The sequence below is a fragment of the Longimicrobium sp. genome (genome assembly GCF_048594345.1).
Taxonomy (GTDB): domain Bacteria; phylum Gemmatimonadota; class Gemmatimonadetes; order Longimicrobiales; family Longimicrobiaceae; genus Longimicrobium.
Map to the genome: position 1 here is coordinate 1 of NZ_JBMDXM010000096.1, position 19,273 is coordinate 19,273.

The 19,273-nt window shown below is 69.1% G+C and carries 20 protein-coding genes; 13 read left to right on the forward strand and 7 right to left on the reverse strand.

All coding sequences use genetic code 11. The features are described from left to right. Positions 1–431 precede the first annotated feature (431 nt). From ACOJUJ_RS10250 to ACOJUJ_RS10275, 6 genes are all read left to right on the forward strand, one after another. Positions 432–1,256 carry an enoyl-CoA hydratase-related protein gene (locus tag ACOJUJ_RS10250; RefSeq protein ID WP_420126773.1) on the forward strand — a complete coding sequence of 275 codons (825 nt, stop codon included), beginning with the start codon at positions 432–434 and terminating at the stop codon, positions 1,254–1,256. A gap of 69 nt (positions 1,257–1,325) precedes the next feature. Next, a complete protein-coding gene (locus tag ACOJUJ_RS10255; protein ID WP_420126774.1) occupies positions 1,326–1,874 on the forward strand; it encodes a methylated-DNA--[protein]-cysteine S-methyltransferase in 549 nt (182 codons plus the stop codon). 362 nt (positions 1,875–2,236) lie between these two features. Continuing rightward, a complete protein-coding gene (recF, locus tag ACOJUJ_RS10260) occupies positions 2,237–3,364 on the forward strand; it encodes a DNA replication/repair protein RecF (RefSeq protein ID WP_420126775.1) in 1,128 nt (375 codons plus the stop codon). 217 nt (positions 3,365–3,581) lie between these two features. Next, positions 3,582–3,944, forward strand: coding sequence for a DUF721 domain-containing protein (locus tag ACOJUJ_RS10265; RefSeq protein WP_420126776.1), 363 nt, complete (start codon positions 3,582–3,584; stop codon positions 3,942–3,944). Between the two features lie 354 nt (positions 3,945–4,298). Then, on the forward strand, positions 4,299–6,281 hold the full coding sequence (gyrB, locus tag ACOJUJ_RS10270; RefSeq protein ID WP_420126777.1) for a DNA topoisomerase (ATP-hydrolyzing) subunit B: 1,983 nt from the start codon (positions 4,299–4,301) through the stop codon (positions 6,279–6,281). Positions 6,282–6,634: 353 nt separating this feature from the next. After that, a complete protein-coding gene (locus ACOJUJ_RS10275) occupies positions 6,635–7,081 on the forward strand; it encodes a hypothetical protein (RefSeq protein ID WP_420126778.1) in 447 nt (148 codons plus the stop codon). A gap of 352 nt (positions 7,082–7,433) precedes the next feature. On the opposite strand, the gene bla is transcribed toward ACOJUJ_RS10275, so the two are convergent. The 6 genes from bla to ACOJUJ_RS10305 all read right to left on the reverse strand — a co-directional run bounded on the left by bla (position 7,434) and on the right by ACOJUJ_RS10305 (position 12,884). Beyond that, positions 7,434–8,351 (reverse strand): subclass B3 metallo-beta-lactamase, encoded by a 918-nt coding sequence (gene bla / locus ACOJUJ_RS10280; protein WP_420126779.1) that lies wholly within the window; start codon positions 8,349–8,351, stop codon positions 7,434–7,436. Between the two features lie 542 nt (positions 8,352–8,893). Next, positions 8,894–9,871 (reverse strand): PRC-barrel domain-containing protein, encoded by a 978-nt coding sequence (locus ACOJUJ_RS10285; RefSeq protein WP_420126780.1) that lies wholly within the window; start codon positions 9,869–9,871, stop codon positions 8,894–8,896. A 29-nt stretch (positions 9,872–9,900) separates the two neighbouring features. Next, positions 9,901–10,830, reverse strand: a complete 930-nt coding sequence (locus ACOJUJ_RS10290; RefSeq protein ID WP_420126781.1) for a LysM peptidoglycan-binding domain-containing protein — start codon at positions 10,828–10,830, stop codon at positions 9,901–9,903. Position 10,831: 1 nt separating this feature from the next. Next, a complete protein-coding gene (locus tag ACOJUJ_RS10295; protein WP_420126782.1) occupies positions 10,832–11,512 on the reverse strand; it encodes a DedA family protein in 681 nt (226 codons plus the stop codon). 183 nt (positions 11,513–11,695) lie between these two features. After that, positions 11,696–12,052 (reverse strand): cupin domain-containing protein, encoded by a 357-nt coding sequence (locus ACOJUJ_RS10300; protein WP_420126783.1) that lies wholly within the window; start codon positions 12,050–12,052, stop codon positions 11,696–11,698. A gap of 307 nt (positions 12,053–12,359) precedes the next feature. Beyond that, the gene (locus tag ACOJUJ_RS10305) at positions 12,360–12,884 is read right to left on the reverse strand and encodes a hypothetical protein (protein WP_420126784.1); all 525 of its coding nucleotides are present in this window, start codon (positions 12,882–12,884) and stop codon (positions 12,360–12,362) included. Positions 12,885–13,030: 146 nt separating this feature from the next. Between ACOJUJ_RS10305 and ACOJUJ_RS10310 the strand changes: the two genes are divergently transcribed. Continuing rightward, a complete protein-coding gene (locus tag ACOJUJ_RS10310; RefSeq protein WP_420126785.1) occupies positions 13,031–13,879 on the forward strand; it encodes a CPBP family intramembrane glutamic endopeptidase in 849 nt (282 codons plus the stop codon). A gap of 7 nt (positions 13,880–13,886) precedes the next feature. On the opposite strand, the gene ACOJUJ_RS10315 is transcribed toward ACOJUJ_RS10310, so the two are convergent. Further along, positions 13,887–14,297, reverse strand: a complete 411-nt coding sequence (locus ACOJUJ_RS10315; RefSeq protein ID WP_420126786.1) for a hypothetical protein — start codon at positions 14,295–14,297, stop codon at positions 13,887–13,889. 929 nt (positions 14,298–15,226) lie between these two features. Here ACOJUJ_RS10315 and ACOJUJ_RS10320 point away from each other — a divergent pair. The 6 genes from ACOJUJ_RS10320 to ACOJUJ_RS10345 form a co-directional block, all read left to right on the forward strand. Further along, on the forward strand, positions 15,227–15,718 hold the full coding sequence (locus ACOJUJ_RS10320; RefSeq protein WP_420126787.1) for an Rrf2 family transcriptional regulator: 492 nt from the start codon (positions 15,227–15,229) through the stop codon (positions 15,716–15,718). A gap of 219 nt (positions 15,719–15,937) precedes the next feature. Continuing rightward, complete coding sequence (locus ACOJUJ_RS10325) at positions 15,938–16,333, forward strand: carboxypeptidase-like regulatory domain-containing protein (RefSeq protein WP_420126788.1); 396 nt, start codon at positions 15,938–15,940, stop codon at positions 16,331–16,333. Between the two features lie 93 nt (positions 16,334–16,426). Beyond that, complete coding sequence (locus ACOJUJ_RS10330) at positions 16,427–17,563, forward strand: alkene reductase (protein WP_420126789.1); 1,137 nt, start codon at positions 16,427–16,429, stop codon at positions 17,561–17,563. A gap of 69 nt (positions 17,564–17,632) precedes the next feature. Continuing rightward, a complete protein-coding gene (locus ACOJUJ_RS10335; RefSeq protein ID WP_420126790.1) occupies positions 17,633–17,812 on the forward strand; it encodes a hypothetical protein in 180 nt (59 codons plus the stop codon). After that, positions 17,809–18,828 (forward strand): SDR family NAD(P)-dependent oxidoreductase, encoded by a 1,020-nt coding sequence (locus ACOJUJ_RS10340; RefSeq protein WP_420126791.1) that lies wholly within the window; start codon positions 17,809–17,811, stop codon positions 18,826–18,828. Before ACOJUJ_RS10335 ends, ACOJUJ_RS10340 begins: the two co-directional genes overlap by 4 nt. Positions 18,829–19,045: 217 nt before the next feature. Next, positions 19,046–19,273, forward strand: a 228-nt coding sequence (locus tag ACOJUJ_RS10345; protein WP_420126792.1) for a hypothetical protein, incomplete at its 3' end; no start/stop codon positions are given.

Below are 19,273 nucleotides of genomic sequence, written 5' to 3' on the forward strand. Positions count from 1 at the left end.
CGCCCCCCGCCCGCCCATCCAGCCTCTGCGCAACCGCGACGCCGGCAAGCTGGCCGACGCCCTCTCCGCCGCCGGCATCCTGCCGAACCCGGTCGCGGACTGAGTGGGAGGCGGAAGGCGAGATCGGGGCTCGTCGACGAACATCGGGCTAGCGTCCGCGAGGCCCCCTCTCCCCCGGCCCCTCTCCCCCGCTGTCGCGGGAGAAAGGGGAGAGTTCAACTTCGCCCGGATGCTCCGGCGCGCACGCTGGTGAAGCCCCGCGCAGTTTGCGGGGCTTTCCGCTTTTGTTGAGGCGAATTCATTCGCTCGGAGCCGGAGCCCGCCGTTGCCCGCCATCCACCGCCCGCGTAGGTTGTGCGCCGCGAAAGATACCTGCGGACAGGCCCACTTTCGCGCTTCGAACTCTCGCACTTTCGCACCGCGTTTCGCCCATGGCCGACTACACCAACCTCACGCTGGACGTCCAGGACCGCATCGCCACGCTGTCCGTGAACCGGCCGGACAAGCTGAACGCGCTCAACGAGCAGACCATCCGCGAGCTGTCGGCGGCGATGGACGAGATCGAGCAGCGCGACGACATCGGCGGCGTCATCCTGACGGGCGTGGGGGAAAAGGCGTTCGTGGCGGGCGCCGACATCGCCGAGCTGTCCACGATGGGCCCGGTGGACGGCATCGAGGTCAGCCGGCTGGGGCAGCGCGTGTTCCGCCGCATCGAACTGTCCAAGAAGCCGGTGATCGCGGCGGTGAACGGCTTTGCGCTGGGCGGCGGCTGCGAGCTGGCCCTGGCCTGTCACCTGCGCATCGCGGGCGAGAACGCGCAGTTCGGCCTGCCGGAGGTCAAGCTGGGCATCATCCCCGGCTACGGCGGCACCCTGCGTCTGCCCCGCATCGTGGGCAAGGGGCGCGCGCTGGAGCTGATGCTGACGGCGCAGTTCATCAAGGCGGACGAGGCCTACCGCATCGGCCTGGTCAACAAGGTGGTCCGCAAGCCCCAGGCGGCCGAAGGGCAGGAGGCGCCCAGCCCCAAGGACGCCCTGATCACGGAGGCGCGGGCGATGATGCAGACGATCCTCGCCAACGGGCCCATCGCCGTGGGCCTGGCCATCGAGTGCACCACGCGGGGGATGGAGATGTCGGTGGATGACGGGCTGGCCATGGAGAGCAACCTCTTTGGCCTGCTGGCGGCGACCACCGACATGCGTGAGGGGATGCAGGCCTTTCTGGACAAGCGCAAGGCGGAGTTCACCGGCCGCTAAACCGGTACGAAGGTACGGGGTACGAAGGTGCGGTGATCGTCGGGAGCGTTGGTCCGTGGAGGTGGATGGATGGTGCGAGTTGCAAGCGCGGCGAAGCGCGGGCCGCGGACGGAGCCCACGTCGGCGGTAAAGCGGCTGCTTCTGCCGTCGCCGGTGGGGTCCCTGTTTGTGGAGTACGACGAGGCGGCGGTGCGGTACATCCACTTCTGGCCGCAGGGTGCACATCCTCCCGCCGGGACGCGCGTGGCGCCCACGCGCGACGACCCGCTGGGGTGGAAGGTGGCGGAGCAGCTGCGCGAGTACTTTGCCGGCACGCGCCGCGACTTTGACCTGCCGCTGGCGCCTGAGGGCACGGAGTTCCGCAAGCGCGTGTGGTCGGCGCTGCGCGGCATTCCCTACGGCCAGACGCGCACCTACGGACAGGTGGCGGAGGGCATCGAGTGCCGCGCCCCCCGCGCCGTGGGCCAGGCCAACCGCCACAACCCCATCCCCATCGTAATCCCCTGCCACCGCGTGCTGGGCTTCAACAGCATCGGCGGCTACGCGGGCCAGTGGGAAAAAGGGGAGGGGATGGACCGCAAACGCTGGCTCCTGCGCCACGAAGGCGTGGACATCTAGACGGCACGATCGGCGAGGATATACGCCGGGAATGAACAGGAGCGATCGGGGTGCTCCGGCGGGCTCGGCATTCGGCGGTTGAAACCGCGGCTGGAACGTCACGAAGCCCGCCTGCGCGGGCTGTAGCCGCGAGTCTGGCGCGCCACAACCGCGTTCGAGCCCGCCGGTAGCGGACGCACAGGTGTGTGGAACGCCGCACACCACTGGGCCGCCGAGTCCGCGCAGGCGGACTTTGTGCTGTTGTAGCTGCGGGTTCAACCGCCCCAGTGCGGACGTTCCGACGCTCCTCAGACCAGCGCGCCCGTACTCTCGTACCTTCGTACCTTCGTACCGCACCACTCCCGCACTAACGCACTCCCCCCTTGCATCTCCACCGCCTGCACCTGCGCAACTACCGGAACTTCGCCGAGCAGGTGCTGGAGTTTCCGGCGCAGGGCGCCGCCCTCGTGGGCGACAACGGGCAGGGCAAGACCAACCTGCTCGAGGCCATCTACTACCTGGAGATCTTCCGCTCCTTTCGCGGCGCGCCCGACGAGCAGCTGGTCCGGTTCGGCGAGGAGGTGTTTCGCGTGGAAGGGCGGCTGGCGGATGACGAGGGGCGCGAGCGCTCCGTCTCGGCCGCGTTCGACCGGCGAGCGCGTAAGAAGAAGGTGGCCGTCAACGGGGCGGAGCCGGAGCGGCTGGGCGACGCGCTGGGGCAGGTGGGCGCCGTCATCTTCTCCCCCTCCGACGTGGAGCTGGTGGCGGGCGGGCCGGGCGCACGGCGGCGGTTCCTGGACATCGTCCTGTCGCTTGCCGAGCCGGGGTACCTGCAGGCGATCCAGCGCTTCCGGCAGGCCCTCTTTCAGCGCAACACGCTGCTGCGGCAGGGAAGCCCCCGCGCGCTGATCGAGGCGTGGGACGAGGGGCTGGTGCTGGCCGGCAGCCGGGTGGCGGCGGCGCGAACGGCGTGGGTGGCGGAGCACACGGAGAGCTTCGCGGCGCACTACGCGCGGGTGGCGGGCGGGCAGCCAGGGCGCATGACGTACGCGCCTTCCGCGCCCGAGATGGGCGAAGGGACGGGCGAGGCGCAGCTGGCCGTGGCCTTTCGCGAGGCGCTGGGCCGCAGCGCCGACCGCGAGCAGCGCCGTGGTATGACGCTGGTGGGCCCGCACCGCGACGACCTGCGCTTTACCATCAGCGGCGCGGAAGGGGCGGCGCTGGAGCTGCGGACGTACGGCAGCGGCGGACAGCAGCGCACCGCCGCCATCGCCCTGCGGATGGTGGAGGCCGAGACCATCCACGCCGCCCGCGGCCGCGAGCCCATCATCCTGCTGGACGACGTGTTCGCCGAGCTGGACCCCGGCCGCTCGCAGCGCATCGTCGACTGGATCGAGACGGAAGAGGGCGGCCAGGTGATCCTCACCTCGCCCAAGCCCACCGACTTCGAGCTGCGCGGCCAGGTGCTTCAACGCTGGGGCATCCGCGACGGCGTGGTGATGGCGGGGTGAACCCGTCCATCGGCCGATCTCCCTTCCCTCTCCGACACACGGCTGACGCGTCCGGAGCGGTCCGTTTCGGGCTGCGGCATGCAGCGTGTGTACCCACAACCCGCTGTGGAACCAGGCGGCGGCACGCCACAGCGTGGCGTGGTTCGTCATGGTTTCGCGTGCGCGCGTACGATGCTAAATTGATGCGTCCGCCACCCCGTCCCCGCAGCAAGCGCCCGTGAACCGCACCCGCGACCCCGGTACCGGAAAACCCACCGCCGTCGGCGACGTGCTCGCCCGCTTTCTGGAGCGCACGGGGATGGCGGCCAAGGTGGAGACCGCGGCCGTGATCCCGGAGTGGGCGGAGCGCGTGGGTCCCGCCATCGCCGCCGTCACCGAGCCGCTGCGCGTCAGCGACGGCACGCTGGTGGTGGCGGTGAGCACGTCGGCGTGGATGATGGAGCTGAACATGATGAAGGCGGAGCTGATGCGGCACCTGAACGCCGGCCGGGCCGCCAACGCCCGCATCAAGGCCATCGCCTTTGTGATGGGCGGCGGCGAGGCGGTCCAGAGCCAGGGCCTGCGCTCCTTCGGACGGTAGCGCTCGCGGGGCGTGACGGCGCCGTCGCGTTGATCCCGCCGCGTGAGGGATGCGCGCCCGCAGGGCCGAGAACGCGGCGCGCATGCACGAGAGCGGCGGAAACGCGTCGAGAAGGGTGAGCGCCGTGGGCTCGGCGCCGTTGGCAACAGTCGTATCGTTGCCTACGGCGCGCGCAGCCCGACCCGGAGCGCAGCGGAGGGGCACGCCCAAACCCGCAGTTGGTGTAAACCCCTCCGAGAAGCATGTCTAACCCGTTGCGGCCGCTGAACTTTCGGCGCGCATTCGGGTACTGAGGACAGCACGAAGATCGGCACGTCCAGCCGGCGAAGAACCAACCAGGCACAACCAGAGGCCATGTCAACGAACGGCGCAGAAGCGAACGACTACAACGCTGGCCAGATCCAGGTGCTCAAGGGCCTGGAGGCGGTCCGCAAGCGCCCGGGCATGTACATCGGCTCCACCAGCGCGCGCGGCCTGCACCACCTGGTGTACGAGGTGGTCGACAACTCGATCGACGAGGCGCTGGCCGGCCACGCCGACCAGGTCGACGTCACCATCCACGCCGACAACTCCATCACGGTGGTGGACAACGGCCGCGGCATTCCAGTGGACCTGCACCCCACCGAAAAGGTGCCGGCGGTGGAGCTGGCGCTTACGGTGCTGCACGCCGGCGGCAAATTCGACAACGAAGGCGAGGGGTCGTACAAGGTCTCGGGCGGCCTGCACGGCGTGGGTGTGTCGGTGGTGAACGCGCTGAGCGAGTGGCTGCGCGTGCAGGTGCGCCGCGACGGCAAGGTGCACGAGATCGCCTTCAGCCGCGGCGACAAGACCAAGGAGCTGGAGGTCATCGGCACCACCACCCAGCGCGGCACCACGGTAAGCTTCAAGCCCGACGCGCAGATCTTTGAAGAAACCACCTACTCGTTCGACACGCTGAGCAACCGCCTGCGCGAGCTGGCGTTCCTCAACAAGGGCGTACGCATCTCGCTGACGGACGAGCGCCCGGCGGGTGAAGAGGGCGGCGAGGTGCGGCGCGACGAGTACCACTACGAGGGCGGCCTGCGCGAGTTCGTCGAGCACCTGCGCGGCACCCGCAAGCCGCTGCACGCCGACGTGATCTACATCGAGGCCGCGCGCCCCGAGGCCGAGATCGAGATCGCCCTGCAGTACGACGACGGCTACAACGAGAACACGTTCACCTTCGTCAACAACATCAACACCCACGAGGGCGGCACGCACCTCACGGGCTTCAAGGCGGCGCTCACGCGGTCCATCAACGACTACGCGCGCAAGACCGGCCTGTTCAAAAAGGGCGGCCTTGACGCGCTGAGCGGCGACGACGTGCGCGAGGGCCTCACGGCGGTCATCAGCGTAAAGGTGCGCGAGCCGCAGTTCGAAGGGCAGACCAAGACCAAGCTGGGCAACAGCGAGGTCAAGGGCGCCGTGGAGACGGTGGTCAACCAGAAGCTCGCCGAGTTCCTGGACGAGACGCCGGGCGTGGGCCGCGCCATCATCGAAAAGGCCGTGAGCGCCGCCCGCGCCCGCGAGGCCGCCCGCAAGGCGCGCGACCTTACGCGCAAGAAGAGCGCGCTGGAAACGGGCGTGCTTCCCGGCAAGCTGGCGGACTGCTCCAGCAGCAACCCCGAGCTTACCGAGCTGTACATCGTCGAGGGCGACAGCGCCGGCGGCAGCGCCAAGCAGGGGCGCAAGCGCGAGTTCCAGGCGATCCTGCCGCTCAAGGGCAAGATCCTGAACGTGGAAAAGGCGCGCTTCGACAAGGTGCTGAGCAACGAGGAGATCCGCGCCATCATCACCGCCATCGGCACGGGGATCGGCGACGACGAGTTCAGCCTGGACAACGCGCGGTACCACAAGATCATCATCATGACCGACGCGGACGTGGACGGCAGCCACATCCGCACCCTGCTGCTCACCTTCTTCTTTCGGCAGATGCGGCAGCTGCTGGACGAGGGGTACGTCTACATCGCGCAGCCGCCGCTGTACCTGGTCAAAAAGGGCAAGACTGAGCGCTACGCCTACAGCGACGCCGAGCGCGACGAGATCCTGGCGGCGTTTCGCGGTCCCGCCGCCGAGGGTGGCGACGGCAAGAGCGAGCGGGGGATCCACGTGCAGCGCTACAAGGGGTTGGGCGAGATGAACCCCGAGCAGCTGTGGAAGACCACCATGGACCCCGACGTGCGCACGCTGCTGCAGGTGACCATGGAAGACGCCGTAGAGGCCGACGCCGTGTTCACCCGGCTGATGGGCGAAGAGGTGGAGCCCCGCCGCCAGTTCATCGAGCAGAACGCCCGCTACGTCCGCAACCTGGACGTGTGACGCACTGCGGTTGATTGTGAACGATGGTCCTGGGACCGCGTTTAGAAAGCGCCTGAAGTTTCACTCGAACCTGGGGAGCTTACAGCGCAAGGGGCGGGGAGCTCGGTTTCTCCCCGGCCCAACGCCAATAGTTTTCGTTACGCTGAAAACTCCGCGACCAGTCGACGGTCTGTGAGCATCGGCAGGGCAGATCGTGGGCCGTGTAGTACGCTTGACGGTTGTGCAAAAAGCGACGCGGCCCTGCCAACCAAAGGTGGCAGGGCCGCGCGACGTCCCAAGGGAGATGCCGGAATTACCGGGGGTCCCTTTAGGCTCCGCCAATAGAATACCACATTCTAAGACAGGATGCAAGGGTGAGGCAGCCTGATGACGCGGAAGCAAACGCTCTTCTATCCGCGGATCGGTTAGCGGGATATCGCCTCAAGTCCGGGCGCAACACCGATCGCGACCTCCTCGGCCGCTACATGCAGAATGTCGCGGTTTCGCAAGCGCTATATCCGTACCTCCACGCGGTCGAGGTGGTGCTGCGAAACCGGATCTTTGCGGCGGTTGCCGAAGACCAGCCGATCCATCGAGACCGGCTTGATCTCTACAATGACTTTCCATGCTGGCTCGACGCGAAGCTCCCGATTCTGATTGACAATCACCAAGAAGTGGTTGTGAATGCCAAGCAGGACGTGCAGAAGGATCTTCGGCGGGCGCTTCCGCAGTCGACAGAGCCGGGGATCTCACCTGTTGACTCCTGGCCGCCTCGTTGCGAAGCTGCCGTTCAGCTTCTGGGTCTTCCTGTTCGACAATGAATATATTGGCAACGGGCGCGGGCAGATGGGGATCCTCTGGCCCCGCTACTCGGCGGCTGTCTTTCCGAACCGCGAGAGGTCCGGGATCGTCGATGTACAGAAAACGTTGCGGCGGTTGCTTGTAGTCAGAAATCGCGTGATGCACTACGAGCGAATCGCGCCATGGGACGACTACAGCGACACGGCTCTACATCCGCAACATGTTCGCGATGACATCCTCCAGTTGCTTGGCTGGATGTCGCCCCGAGCGGCTACGACGCTGCGCGAACATGGACCGCCGGACTACTACCTCGAACCTGCATTCGGCAGGTATCTCAGACTCTTTGCGTGCCGACCTTGAGCCGCGCCGACCTCAGCGGGTGTCCCGCTCCTCCTGCAGCCGCCGCTGGAGCCGCTGGCGTCCCGCGGCCGCGTACCGTTTGCACGCGTCCCGGTCGATGAGCGCCGCGGGCCCCCGCTCCAGGCGCTCCCACAGCGCAGAGCCGCTGGGGTGCGGGGTGATCAGGATGCCGCAGGGCAGCGTCTCCCACGTCCTGAAAGCGCGCTCAAAGTCGGCCACGGCCGTGGGATAGGCACGGCTGTCCGTGTACCGGAAGCCGTCCGCGGAGATCGGGGAGTAGCTGTCGGCGTAGACCACGTCCACGCAGCCCGCGTCGTCGCAGGACCGCCACGTCCAGCTGGTCCCCCCCTGCGTGTGCCCCGGCGTAAGGTGCGCCGTCACGGCGACCGATCCCACACGGAGCGTCTCCCCGTCCGCGAAGCGCTGCACGTTGCGCGCGGGGGGAAAATCGAGCAGCACGCCGTGCTGCGGATCGCCCTCCCGCGAGGTGCCCCGCTCCAGCACGGGCGCGCTGAGCTCGCTGGCGGCCACCCGGGCGCCCGAAGCCCGCTGCAGCGCCGCCAGCCCGCCCGCGTGGTCAAAGTGCACGTGCGAGTTGAGGATGAGCCGGATGTCGCGGACGTCAAAGCCCAGCGCCCGCACGTTCTGCAGGATAAGCGGCGCGGAGTTGGGAAGCGCCCCGTCGATGAGCACGTGGCCCTGCGGCGAGGTGATCAGCAACGCCGTAAGCCCGTGCGTGCCGACGTAGTACGTGTTCCCGTGCAGCCTGACCGGCGCCTGCGGCTGGTTCCATTCGGCGCAACTCGAACAATCCGCGGCGGGGTAGGGCCGTGTGAGCGGATCGCTCGTCTGCGCGGCGGCGCAGCCGTTCGAGAGCGCCAGGAGCGTCGCGCCGGCGACGGAAAGGGTTCGTGGGGAAACGAATCTCATGCTGTGTCGCGGGCTGAACGTCAACGCTGAGGCCGATTGGGTCGGCCTGGAGGTAGATGATAGCGCCGGATGCGACTTCCGTGCAAAGCACCGTCGACGGGTGGAGCAGAACGCCCACTACGCCCGCGATCAGGCACTCGCGCGGCGCTCCATGATGGGCAGCAGCCATGGAGGCCATGGGGAGGCGAACCCGCCACGCCCCGCCGACAGCAAATTTTCAGCGGCGCCGAAGATTGGAGTGAAGGACGGAGTAGCGCGGCGCCTCCTTCAAGATGACGGATGGCGATGCAGGGTGTTCACTCCGAATCCGCAAAAACATTGGGCACGCAGAGGAAGCGGAGGAAGCAGAGAACTGCATGAAGAAACCTCTGCTTCCTCTGCTCCCTCTGCGTGAGAACCTGCAGTTGGGGAATACGGAGTGGATTTGCGGATCAGGTATCATCTTCCAGGGTCGGCGCGACCCTGGATGACGCAGGAATCAACAGGCCCCTCTCCAGTCGATGCCGGAAAGGGGCCTTGTTGCCATGCTGTCGCCCTATCGATCAGCCGTGGCGCGGTGGAAGGGGCGGCGGCAGGTCGTCGCGGTACGACGAGCGGTCGTCCTCATCGTACTCCGAGCGGCGAGAAGGCGGATCCTCGTGGTAGTCGGCGGGCGGCGGCAGGTCCACACGGGAATCGTAGTGCGGATCGTCCACCATGGAATTGTCGTCCCGCGGCAGGTTGGCGCGCGAGGACGGCGGCAGCGCCTGGGCGCGGTGCCGCGGCGGCAGTGCATCGGGATCGCGAGGGACGGTAAAGGCGTGCTCCACGCGCTGCTCCACCAGCGGATCCAGTCCGCCACCCGTATACGCGGGGAGCAGCGCGATCTCGCGCGCGGTGAGCCCCTTTACCCACACGTCCTGGCCCCGCTCGCGCAGGTCCACGTATTCCATCGGCACCACCACGTGCCGGTCTTCGCGCAGCAGGAACAGGTCGTCGGCAACGTCCACGTCCAGATGGCTCACCCGCATCTGCGACGGGTCCACAAGCAGACCCTCCACCACGCCCACCCGCTCGTTGTCCTCGCCAAACACCGCCCAGCCACGCGGGTTGGGTGCGTCCTTGGGCAGGCGGAACTCGCGGGCGTCCTTGAGCGGCACCACGCGCGGCTGCGCCTCTACCCCCGGCGCATCGAAGGGGAGCGGCGGGCCGTAGAAGCGCGGGTGCACGCGCCCCATCTCCTCCACCACGTCGGCGCTCAGCGGACCGTCGGCGTTGTACGGCGGCAGGCGGCGGACGTCGGCGTCAAGCCAGCGGGTCAGGCGCATGGACTGGTCGCCCCAGTCCAGCTCCTCTACCGGCAGCAGCACGGTGCTCCCCAGCAGCCCGCGCTTTACGGCCAGGTACCGCACCCGCCCGTCCCGCCCGATCAGCAGGTCCGAAACGGTTCCCACGGTGGCGCCGGCGGGGTCCGCAACCGCCCACCCAATCAGGTCGCGCGTGCGCAGAGCCTCGGCGCGCACGGCAGCGTTCTCGGCCATCTTCACCCCTCCCGTACTGGTGTGGTCCGTCAGCTCGCGGGCGGTATCACAATGCGCTGCCCGGTGCGCACCTGGTCGCTCTCCATCTGGTTGGCTCGGCGGATGGCGTCGACCGTAACGCCGTACCGCCGCGCGATCCCGAACAGCGTCTCGCCCGCCACCACCACGTGCGAGCGCGTGCCGCGGCGGGGCTGCTGCGCCTGCCCGCCCGTGGGCGCCGGCGTCTGGGGGCGCGGCTGCGCGGCGGCCCGGCTGTCGCGCGCGCCGGCGGGCAGGCGCAGCTCGTCGCCCACCTCCAGCGCGTCCATGTCCACGTCGGGGTTCAGCGCGCGCAGCTGCGCCGCCGTCACCCCATACCGACGCGCGATCCCGTAGAACGTCTCCCCCGCCACCACCGTGTGCGCCCGTCCACGCCCCGACGGAGCCGGCGCCGATTCCGTCCGTCCCGTCCCTGCGGCGGCCGTCCCCGTGCGGCGGGCGGTGTCGCGCGCCGCGGGGCGGTTCTGCGGACGGGTGGATGCCGCCGAGTCGCGCGATGCAGGCCGCGTGGCGGATGCGGAATCCCGGCGCGCGGCCTGCCCGGAGGTTACGCGCGTGGTGGTGCCGGCGCGGGCGGTGTCGCGGCGCGCGCTGTCGGCCGCGGCCGCCGGGCGGGCGGGACGGGTGTTCACCCACACCACCTCGCCACGCTCCGGGCGCGGCGCCACCTCGCCGCTGGCCTGCACGCTGAACGGACCGGTGCCGCCGCTGCGGGCGTACGGGCCGGCGACGGGCTGGGGAACGGTGTCCGCCTCCGCCTCGTCTTCATCCACCGAAACGGAGTTTTCGTCCGCGCCGGCTTCATCCACCTCCGCCATCTGGATGCTGTCGCGCGCGGGGCGGGTGGACGGCGTCTGCGCGGCCGCGTCAACGGCGGCCGCGCAGGAAAGGATCAACAGGAACAGCGGGACAGGGCGCATTTCAGGAAGCCCGGGTTGACTCCGCCGCCGCCTTTTCACGGCGGTGCTTGAGCCACTCCAGCACGGGGGGGATCAGGGAAACGGCGATGATGCCGATGACGACGTACTCAAAGTTGTGCTGAACGACCGGAATGTTCCCGAAAAAGTAGCCGGCGAACAGGAACAGCGTGATCCACACCACGCCGCCGATCACGTTGTAGGTAAGGAACCGCGGGTAGTCCATCCGCGACGCGCCCGCCACGAACGGCGCGTACGTCCGCACGATGGGGATGAAGCGCGCCAGGATGATGGTCTTGCCGCCGTGCTTGGCGTAAAACGCCTCCGTGCGCCGCAGGTACTCCATCTTCATCACCTTCGCGTCTTCCTTGAATACGCGAAGTCCTAGCCATCGCCCGATCTGGTAGTTCACCGAGTCGCCCACGATGGCGGCCACCATCATCAGCACCCACAGCAGCAGGATGCTGAGCGCGGGATCGCCCGGCTTGTTGGCCGCCGCCACCACCGCGCCCGCGGCGAACAGCAGCGAGTCGCCGGGCAGGAACGGGGTCACCACCAGCCCCGTCTCGCAGAAGATGATCAGGAACAGGATGGCGTACGTCCACCCGCCGTACTGCCGCAGCAGTTCGGCCAGGTGCGTGTCCATGTGCCTGAAGTAGTCGAGCAGCTGCAGCAGAAAATCCATCCAGACCGCCGGATGCAGGGTTTGGGTCCGCGGCCGGGAAGCAGCCCGGCGCGGTGCCCAATGCTATGGGCCGGACCATGGGGATACAAGGTTCGGACCGGCCTGGAGGAACGACGGCGGAAAGGCGGGGGAACTGGGAATCGCGGGCAACGACAACCGGATCCGCCCGCTGGCGAAGCAGAGTCAGTCGGGATCGCGATGAACGGTGGACGGGGTAAAGGCGGGAAGGCAGACGGCCACGTACTCCGCGCCGCCGGGCTCGGGCGTGCCGTAGCGCACCCATTCGCCCGGGCGCTGCACGACGGCCTGCCCGGCGCGCACCTCCAGCACGCCGCCCTCGTGCTCCACGCGCAGCATTCCGCGCAGCACCACGGTGATCTCCTGGAACTCCGGCCGCTGCCCCGGCCCCTCCGGCGACTGCATGCGCGCCACGCTCACCTCCGCGTGCCCGCTGTTTACACGGCCGGCAAACTCCTCGACACGCTTGGGCTTGTTGCCCGCGGCCTCGATCACGGACGGAGCGGGGATCAGCGTCGGCATCGGCGGACCGGGAACGGAGTTACGGGAGAGGGACAGCGTCGGCGCGTCATTTCGATACAAACCAACGCGCCACCACACGGTTGGTTCGAGGGAGGCGCCGCGTGGAGCCGGCCCACGGCGGATGCTCTGGCAATCTGGCGGAGACGGCCGGCGGTCCACGAATCGCGACTCGGGACGAGCACGCGGACAGCCGGTTGCTCGGTCGGCGCCATGCTCCCGAGGATCGGACGGCTGGGTGGGGCGCCGCCTTCGAAAGGACGGGATGGCGCGCCGGATTCTCACGTCCGCCACGGCCGACCGCCCTCTGTCAGTCGCCCGTCACCGCTTCGGGCTTCGCGATGGGAAAGGCGCGGGCGTGCCAGGACTCGCGTAGCGGCTTTTCCCATCCACCGCTCCGCAGCTGGCCCACCGTGCCGATGGTGTTGTCGAACACCACGGTGTCCTCCGTCACCCCGCCGGTGGCGGCATGCTGGCGAAAGGCGGGGCGGGGCTCGGCCTGGATCTCCCCCGCCTCGTCACGAAAGTACACCAGCGAGCTGTCGCGCATGGGCACGCCGATCTGTGCCTCCAGGTCGGCCAGCGTGTGGAACAGGGAGTCGATGGAACAGCCGCTGACGCCCGTGGCCCGCTCGTCCGATCCCACCAGCAGAAAGCGCCCGTGCCGAAGCTCGCGCCCGCCCACGACGGGCGCGCCGTGCGCCGCCCAGCGGGCCAGGAATGCGTCGGCGTGCGACAGCAGCGCCTGCTGCCGCGACGCGTCCAGGGGGCGCGCGGCGGCGAACACCCACAGGCGGGCGTCGTCGGGAAGCTGATGGAAGGGGACTGCGGGCATGGGCTCCTGCCGGTAAAGGTTGCGGGAGCCAATCTACAACACCGCGCCCGCCCGCTCCAGCGCACATGCTGTCGCCCGGCTGCCGAAGCCGTTACGTTTCAGGCGGATACACCGCTTTTCATCTCCCGGATCGGATCGACGCCCGCGTGAAACCGGACCCGCGCAGCACCCTTTCCTACCGCATCGGCAGCAGCGTGGCCGCCCTGGCCTCGGGGCTGCTCACCTGGCTGGTATGGTACATCCCGCTCGCCCTGCTCTTTCAGCTTTCGCCGGCGATGGCCATCGTGGGGATGGTGGCGCTGACCGCGCTGTTCCTGCGCGTGTACGCGCTCCCCGGCCGCTGGAGCGCGCGGGCGCGGGCCCGGTCGCGCGTGCGGCGGATGGGCCCCGCGTGGCCGTGGGTGCTGCTTACCGCGCCAGCGATGGCGGCGCTGTCGCTGGGGATGTGGACCGCGCTGCTGGCGCTGGGGATGGCGCAGGAGACGGAGTTCGCCCAGGAGCTGACCCGGTTCCTGGAGCGGCCGGGGGGCGAGGTGGCCTTTTACATCCTGGCCGTGCTCTTGGCGCCGCTGATGGAGGAGTTCGGCTTTCGGGGGTGGATCCAGCGCCCGCTGGAAAAACGCTGGGGCGCGCAGCCCGCCATCGCGGTGACGGCGGTGCTGTTCGCGCTGGCGCACCTGGAGCCGCAGGCCGTGCCGGTGCGGCTGGCGGCCGGGCTGGTGCTGGGGCACGCGGTGTACGCCACGCGCTCCATCTGGACGGGGGTGGCGCTCCACGTGGCGTGGAACGCGGGGGTGCTGGCGTTCGGGACCGTGCTGCCGGACTTTGACCCCACCGGCAAGGGGTGGCGCTGGGCCGCGCCCGCCGCCGCGGTGGCGGTGGTCAGCCTGCTGTGGTGCGCGTGGACCGTGCGGCGAATGCAGGACGAGACGGGGCGGGCGCGCCCGGAAGGCGGCACGGCGGCGCGGAGCCGCCCCGTGCAGTCGTCGTCCTGATCATCCGCTACGACGGGTCTTCCGTCACCGTCTCCGCAAAGCGGGTCTGCAGCTCGGCCATCCACGCCGGGCGCGCCTTGCCGCTCTGGTCGTAGCCGCGGCCCACGCACTCCAGCAGGCAGCCGGCCGTGTCCTTGCGCGGGTCCGGCGCCAGGTCGTGCACCAGCACGTTCAGCGCGGCCGTCGCGTCTTCCAGCCCCACGTTTCCGCTCTGCACCGCCGCGTACTGCACGTACCAACTGCGCAGCCGGCGCAGCGTGGGCGAGTACGGCGCCGTACCCTGCAGGAACTTCTTCAGTCCCGTGGGGCTCATTCCGATCTCGCGCGCCACGCTGCGCAGGGACGTGTTCTCCACGCGCGCCGCCGCGGTCTCGCGCAGGTGCTTGGTCGTGGCGCTTCGGGGATCGCTGCCGTTCATTTGAGTTCCTTCCCAAGGTGTTCCGAAAGGTGCTGCCGGCGCCGTCTACGAGGTGAATTATAATACCGAAGAAACCCCGAAGCAAGTCTTGGTGCAGCTCACGTAACTAATGTACAGGGAGCGCACTTAGCACCTCTTCATCGTATCCGGCACCGACCTCCGCAGCCACAGATCCCGCCACCACTAGAAAAACCACGGCAGGCGTAAACGGAGTGCACACCCCCACTCTACGTGTCGGGTCCCCAGTCCACTTTTGCCTGCCTGTGGCGCTTTGTGTGCGCACGCGGACCGGCCGAATCTCTGGAACGTGGCGTCCCTGCGCAAGCTTTGCGTGAAATCTTGTACACATCAGACACGAGACTCATCTGGAAAGGACCGATATTTCGCCCACTTTCGTCTTTCTCCCACCTGCGCCTTGCTTCTGAATCCCACCCGAAGACGAGTTTCGCCCGCCGCCGGTTTCGGATCGCCTCCCGAAGATCCACCCTTCGGTTTCGGTTTTCGGTTTCGGGCCTTCGGATTCGGATGTCAGGTGGAGCGAGGCGCGCGCGGTGACCAGGATAGCGGGTCGCGCTCCGGCACGCCTCTGTCGTGGCGATGATACCCGGGCCCAGGATCCGCCGCCATGGCGAACGATCGCGGCTCCAGGGACGCGATTTCCGCCCTGCGCGGACAGGTCCGCGGCGAGCCGAGGGGGCAAGTGCCGGCCGCGTTGGATTTCTTGAAGTCCGCGCAGTTTGCGGGGCTTTCCGCTGTTGTTGCGGCGGCTTCAGCCGCTTCGCGCGCGGTCGTCTGTGTATCCTCGTACTCTCGTACTCTCGTACTCTCGTACTCCCGCACTTCCGCACTCCCGCACCTCCCCAACGTCACCGTTGACAGGAACCGATTCCGTACCTAGACTAGTTACAGTTATCCAAACCGGAGTCCAGATGTCTACGATCAGCAGCAGGATGGCGGTGGCGGTGCACGTGCTGGCGTACCTTGCGTGGCGGCGCGACGAGCCCGTCACCTCGGAACGCATGGCCGGCAGCGTGAACACCAACGCGGTGGTCGTGCGGCGCATCATGGGCTCGCTGCGCAACGCGGGCCTGGTTTCGGTGCAGCCGGGCGTGGGCGGCGGCGCGCAGCTGGCGCGTGAGCCCCAGGACATTACCCTGCTGGACGTGTACCGCGCGGTGGAGGAAAAGGAGGAGCTGTTCGCCCTTCACTCCGAACCGTGCCGGCACTGCGACATCGGCAGCAACATCCGCCAGGTGCTGCAGGGCGTCTTTTGCCAGGCGCACCAGGCCATGCAGGGCGTGCTGGGCCACGTGACCATCGCCGACGTCTTTCAGCAGGTAAAGGGGCACGGCGGTGGATGCGGCGGGGCGGCCCGGGAGCTGGCGGACGAGTTCGTGCGGGCGCGGGCGCAGCACGCGTAAGGGACGGCTCACGGGCCGTTCTTCCGCGTCCCGATCTGCAACCGGACCGGATACAAATGTAGTCGGATTGACGTGGCTCGATGGACGTGCGAATCGGGGCGACGGGCGAGACGCGGGGGCTCTGAAGCGATGGGCAGCGGGAGCGTCGATCCACGGACGGCTCGTTCGTCGTACCGGGTAGAGAAGGGTGTCGGAACCGGGGGACCGCGGGAGGCGGCAATGGCACGGATGAACGGTGCGCGCAGGCTGCTGGGGATGCTGCTGGTGCTGGCGGCCGGGCTGGTGGGGAGCGTGGGGACGCTGGCCGCGCAGGACGCGCGGGTGCTGGGGCGGGTAACGGACGGCGTGGGCAACCCGGTGGCGCAGGCCACGGTTACGCTGGTGGGGGAGGACGGCGCGGCCGCACAGGCAACCACGTCGGGACCGTCCGGCGGGTTCCAGTTCCAGGGGGTGGCGCCGGGAACCTATACGCTGCGGGCGGTGCGCGACGGCTTCGAGGTGCGCGAGCAGCGGGTGACGGTGCACGCGGGACGGGTGGCGACACCCCTGGTGCGGCTGAACACGGCGGGACGAACGCAGCGAGGGGTGGTGGCCGTGAGGATGCCGGCACGCTGACCGGTAAACCTGGCAGCGAAGGCGAAGTGCATCCAGATCTGTAACTTACACTGTTGCAGATTAAAGACCTAACGAACGCACGGGATGACGAAGATGAGCGAGACGCCGAACCTGTTCACCCCCTTTCGCCTGGGGCCGTACGAGCTGCGCAACCGGCTGGTGATGGCGCCCATGACGCGCAGCCGCGCCGGCGAGGGCGGCGTGCCCACGGAGCTGATGGCCGAATACTACGCCCAGCGCGCCGGCGCCGGCCTCATCGTCACCGAGGGGTCGCAGGTATCGCCGCAGGGCGTGGGCTACCCCGACACGCCGGGAATCCACACCGACGCGCAGGTGGAGGGGTGGCGCCGGGTAACGGACGCGGTGCACGCGCGGGGCGGGCGCATCTACCTGCAGCTGTGGCACGTGGGCCGGGTCTCGCACCCGTCGCTGCAGCCGGGCGGCGTGCTACCCGTGGCGCCGTCGGCCATCGGCGCACCGGGCGAGCTGTACACGGGGCGGGGGATGAAGCCGTTCGTCACTCCGCGCGCGCTGGAGACGGACGAGATCGCCGGGATCGTCCAGGACTTCGCGGACGGGGCGCGGCGGGCCTACACGGCCGGTTTTGACGGGGTGGAGCTGCACGGCGCCAACGGCTACCTGATCGACCAGTTCCTGCGCGACGGCACCAACCACCGCACCGACCGCTACGGCGGCTCGGTGGAGAACCGCGTCCGCTTCCTCGAAGAGGTCACCGCCGCGGTCGTGGACGTGTGGGGCGGCGAGCGGGTGGGGGTGCGGGTGAGCCCCGTGGGGCTGGTGAACGGGATGAGCGATACCGACCCGGTGGCCACCTTCAGCTACGCGGCGTATGCGCTCAGCCGCTTGAACCTGGGCTACCTGCACGTCACGGAGACGATCGGCCAGCAGGAGCGTCGATCCGCCGACGGCTCGTTCGTCGTACTCGGTGAAGGGAGCAACGCGCCCCGCGTGTCGCCGGTGCTCAGGGCCATCTTCCGCGGCGCCTTCATCGCCAACGGAGGATACGGCGGCGAGACGGGGAACGCGGCGATCAAGGAGCGGCAGGCGGACCTGGTGGCGTTCGGAACGCCGTTCCTGGCCAACCCCGACCTGCCGGAGCGCCTGCGGAACGGGGCGCCGCTCAACCAGCCGGACCGGACCACCTTTTACGGCGGCGACGCGCACGGCTACACGGACTACCCGGTGCTCGAAACGGCGAACGCCGCGTGACACACCCGCCCGCCGGCCGCGGGGGCCGGCGGGCCCAGTACCGACAGGGATGAAGGGATAGGGATCACCATGCTGGCTCTGCTCTCCGCGCCCCGCGGCCGCGTTTCCGCCGCACGCGTCGCCGCCCGGGCACAGGAAATCGAGAACGACGAGGCGTACGGCATCATCATCCGCCTTCCCCGCGTCGCGGCCGACGACGCGCCGGTGCGCCCCCTGCGCGCGCTGCGCCTGGCCGAGGCTGTCCGATGAGCGCCGCGCCGCTGGACGGCAAGGTCGCCCTGGTCACGGGTGGCACCGGGGGGATCGGGCGCGAGACGGCGCTGGGCCTGGCCAAGCTGGGCGCCACGGTGGTCGTCGTGGGGCGCGACCGCGCGCGGGGCGAACAGGCGGTAGAGGCCATCCGCTGCCAGAGCGGCAACGAGCGGGTGGAGCTGATCACGGCGGACCTGTCGTCGCTGGACCAGGTGCGGTGGGTGGCGGAGCGGTTCGGGGCCATGCACCCGCGCCTCGACATCCTGGTCAACAACGCCGCCGGCGCCTTTGCCGAGCGCACGGAGACGACCGACGGCTTCGAGGCCACGCTGGCCCTTACGCACCTGTCCCCCGCGCTGCTGACGCACCTGCTGCTGCCGCGGCTGCGTGCATCGGTGCCGGCGCGCATCGTGAACGTGGGGAGCGGGCTGCACCGCTGGGCGACGATGCGCTGGGACGACCTGCAGTCCACGGGTGGATACCGCGGGCTGGAGGCGTACGGCCGGGCCAAGCTGCTGAGCCTGATGTGGACGTACGAGCTGGCCCGCCGGCTTCGCGGCACCGGCATCACCGTGGTCGCCGCGGACCCGGGGAGCGCGTGGACGCCCATGGCGGCGGCGATGGTGCCGTCGATGGCCCCCGTGTCGCTGCGCCTGGCGTGGCCGCTCCTGCGCCGCCTGCAGCGCCGCCGCACGCCCGCCGCCGCCGCGCGTTCGTCCGTGGTCGCCGCGACGTCGCGGGAGCTGGTGAGCGGCGCCTGGGTGGATCCGCGCGGCACCGCCGCCCGCTCGTCCACAGCGTCGCATGATGGCGAGGCGGCCCTGCGCGCGTGGGAAACCACCGCCAAGCTGCTTGACGTCCCGCTGGAGCAGTTCGCCGCGGTGCGCACGGCACGCAAGGCCGCCGCCCCGCAGAAGGCCGCTGTCCACAGCCGCATCCCGCGGAGCGGATGGGCCCCTGCGGTGTACCGGGACGATTCCGCCGTCGCGGAGGAAGCGACGGCGGCGGCGTGAGGAAGGCGGGCGCCGTCGACGAGGCGGCGCCTCGGGCGCGGATGAGCGGGTAAACCCGCTGCTGGAAAAGCGAAAAGACCCGTCTCGGCGCCGCTGACGCGTCGCCGAACGGGGCTTCGATTTGCATCAGATCACGCAGTGGTGGCCTCACCGGCTTGGAGCTCGCGGGTTTCTGCGCCATATTTTCGTCAGAGATTCACCTTTTTCGCGAGCGTCCATGCAGAAGCTTCCCCCATCCGATACCTCTCCCGAGGCAGAGCGATTTCTGTTCGCGGCCTATGATCGGATGACCATCGATGAGAAGCTGGAGCGCGTTTTTTCGTTGAATCGTATGCTCGAGGAGCTTCAGCGGGCACGGATCGCGGCAGATTACGGTGACATGCCCGAGCGGGAGATGCAATTGCGTCTTGCATCCCTGCGGCTTGGCCGGGAACTGATGGTCAAG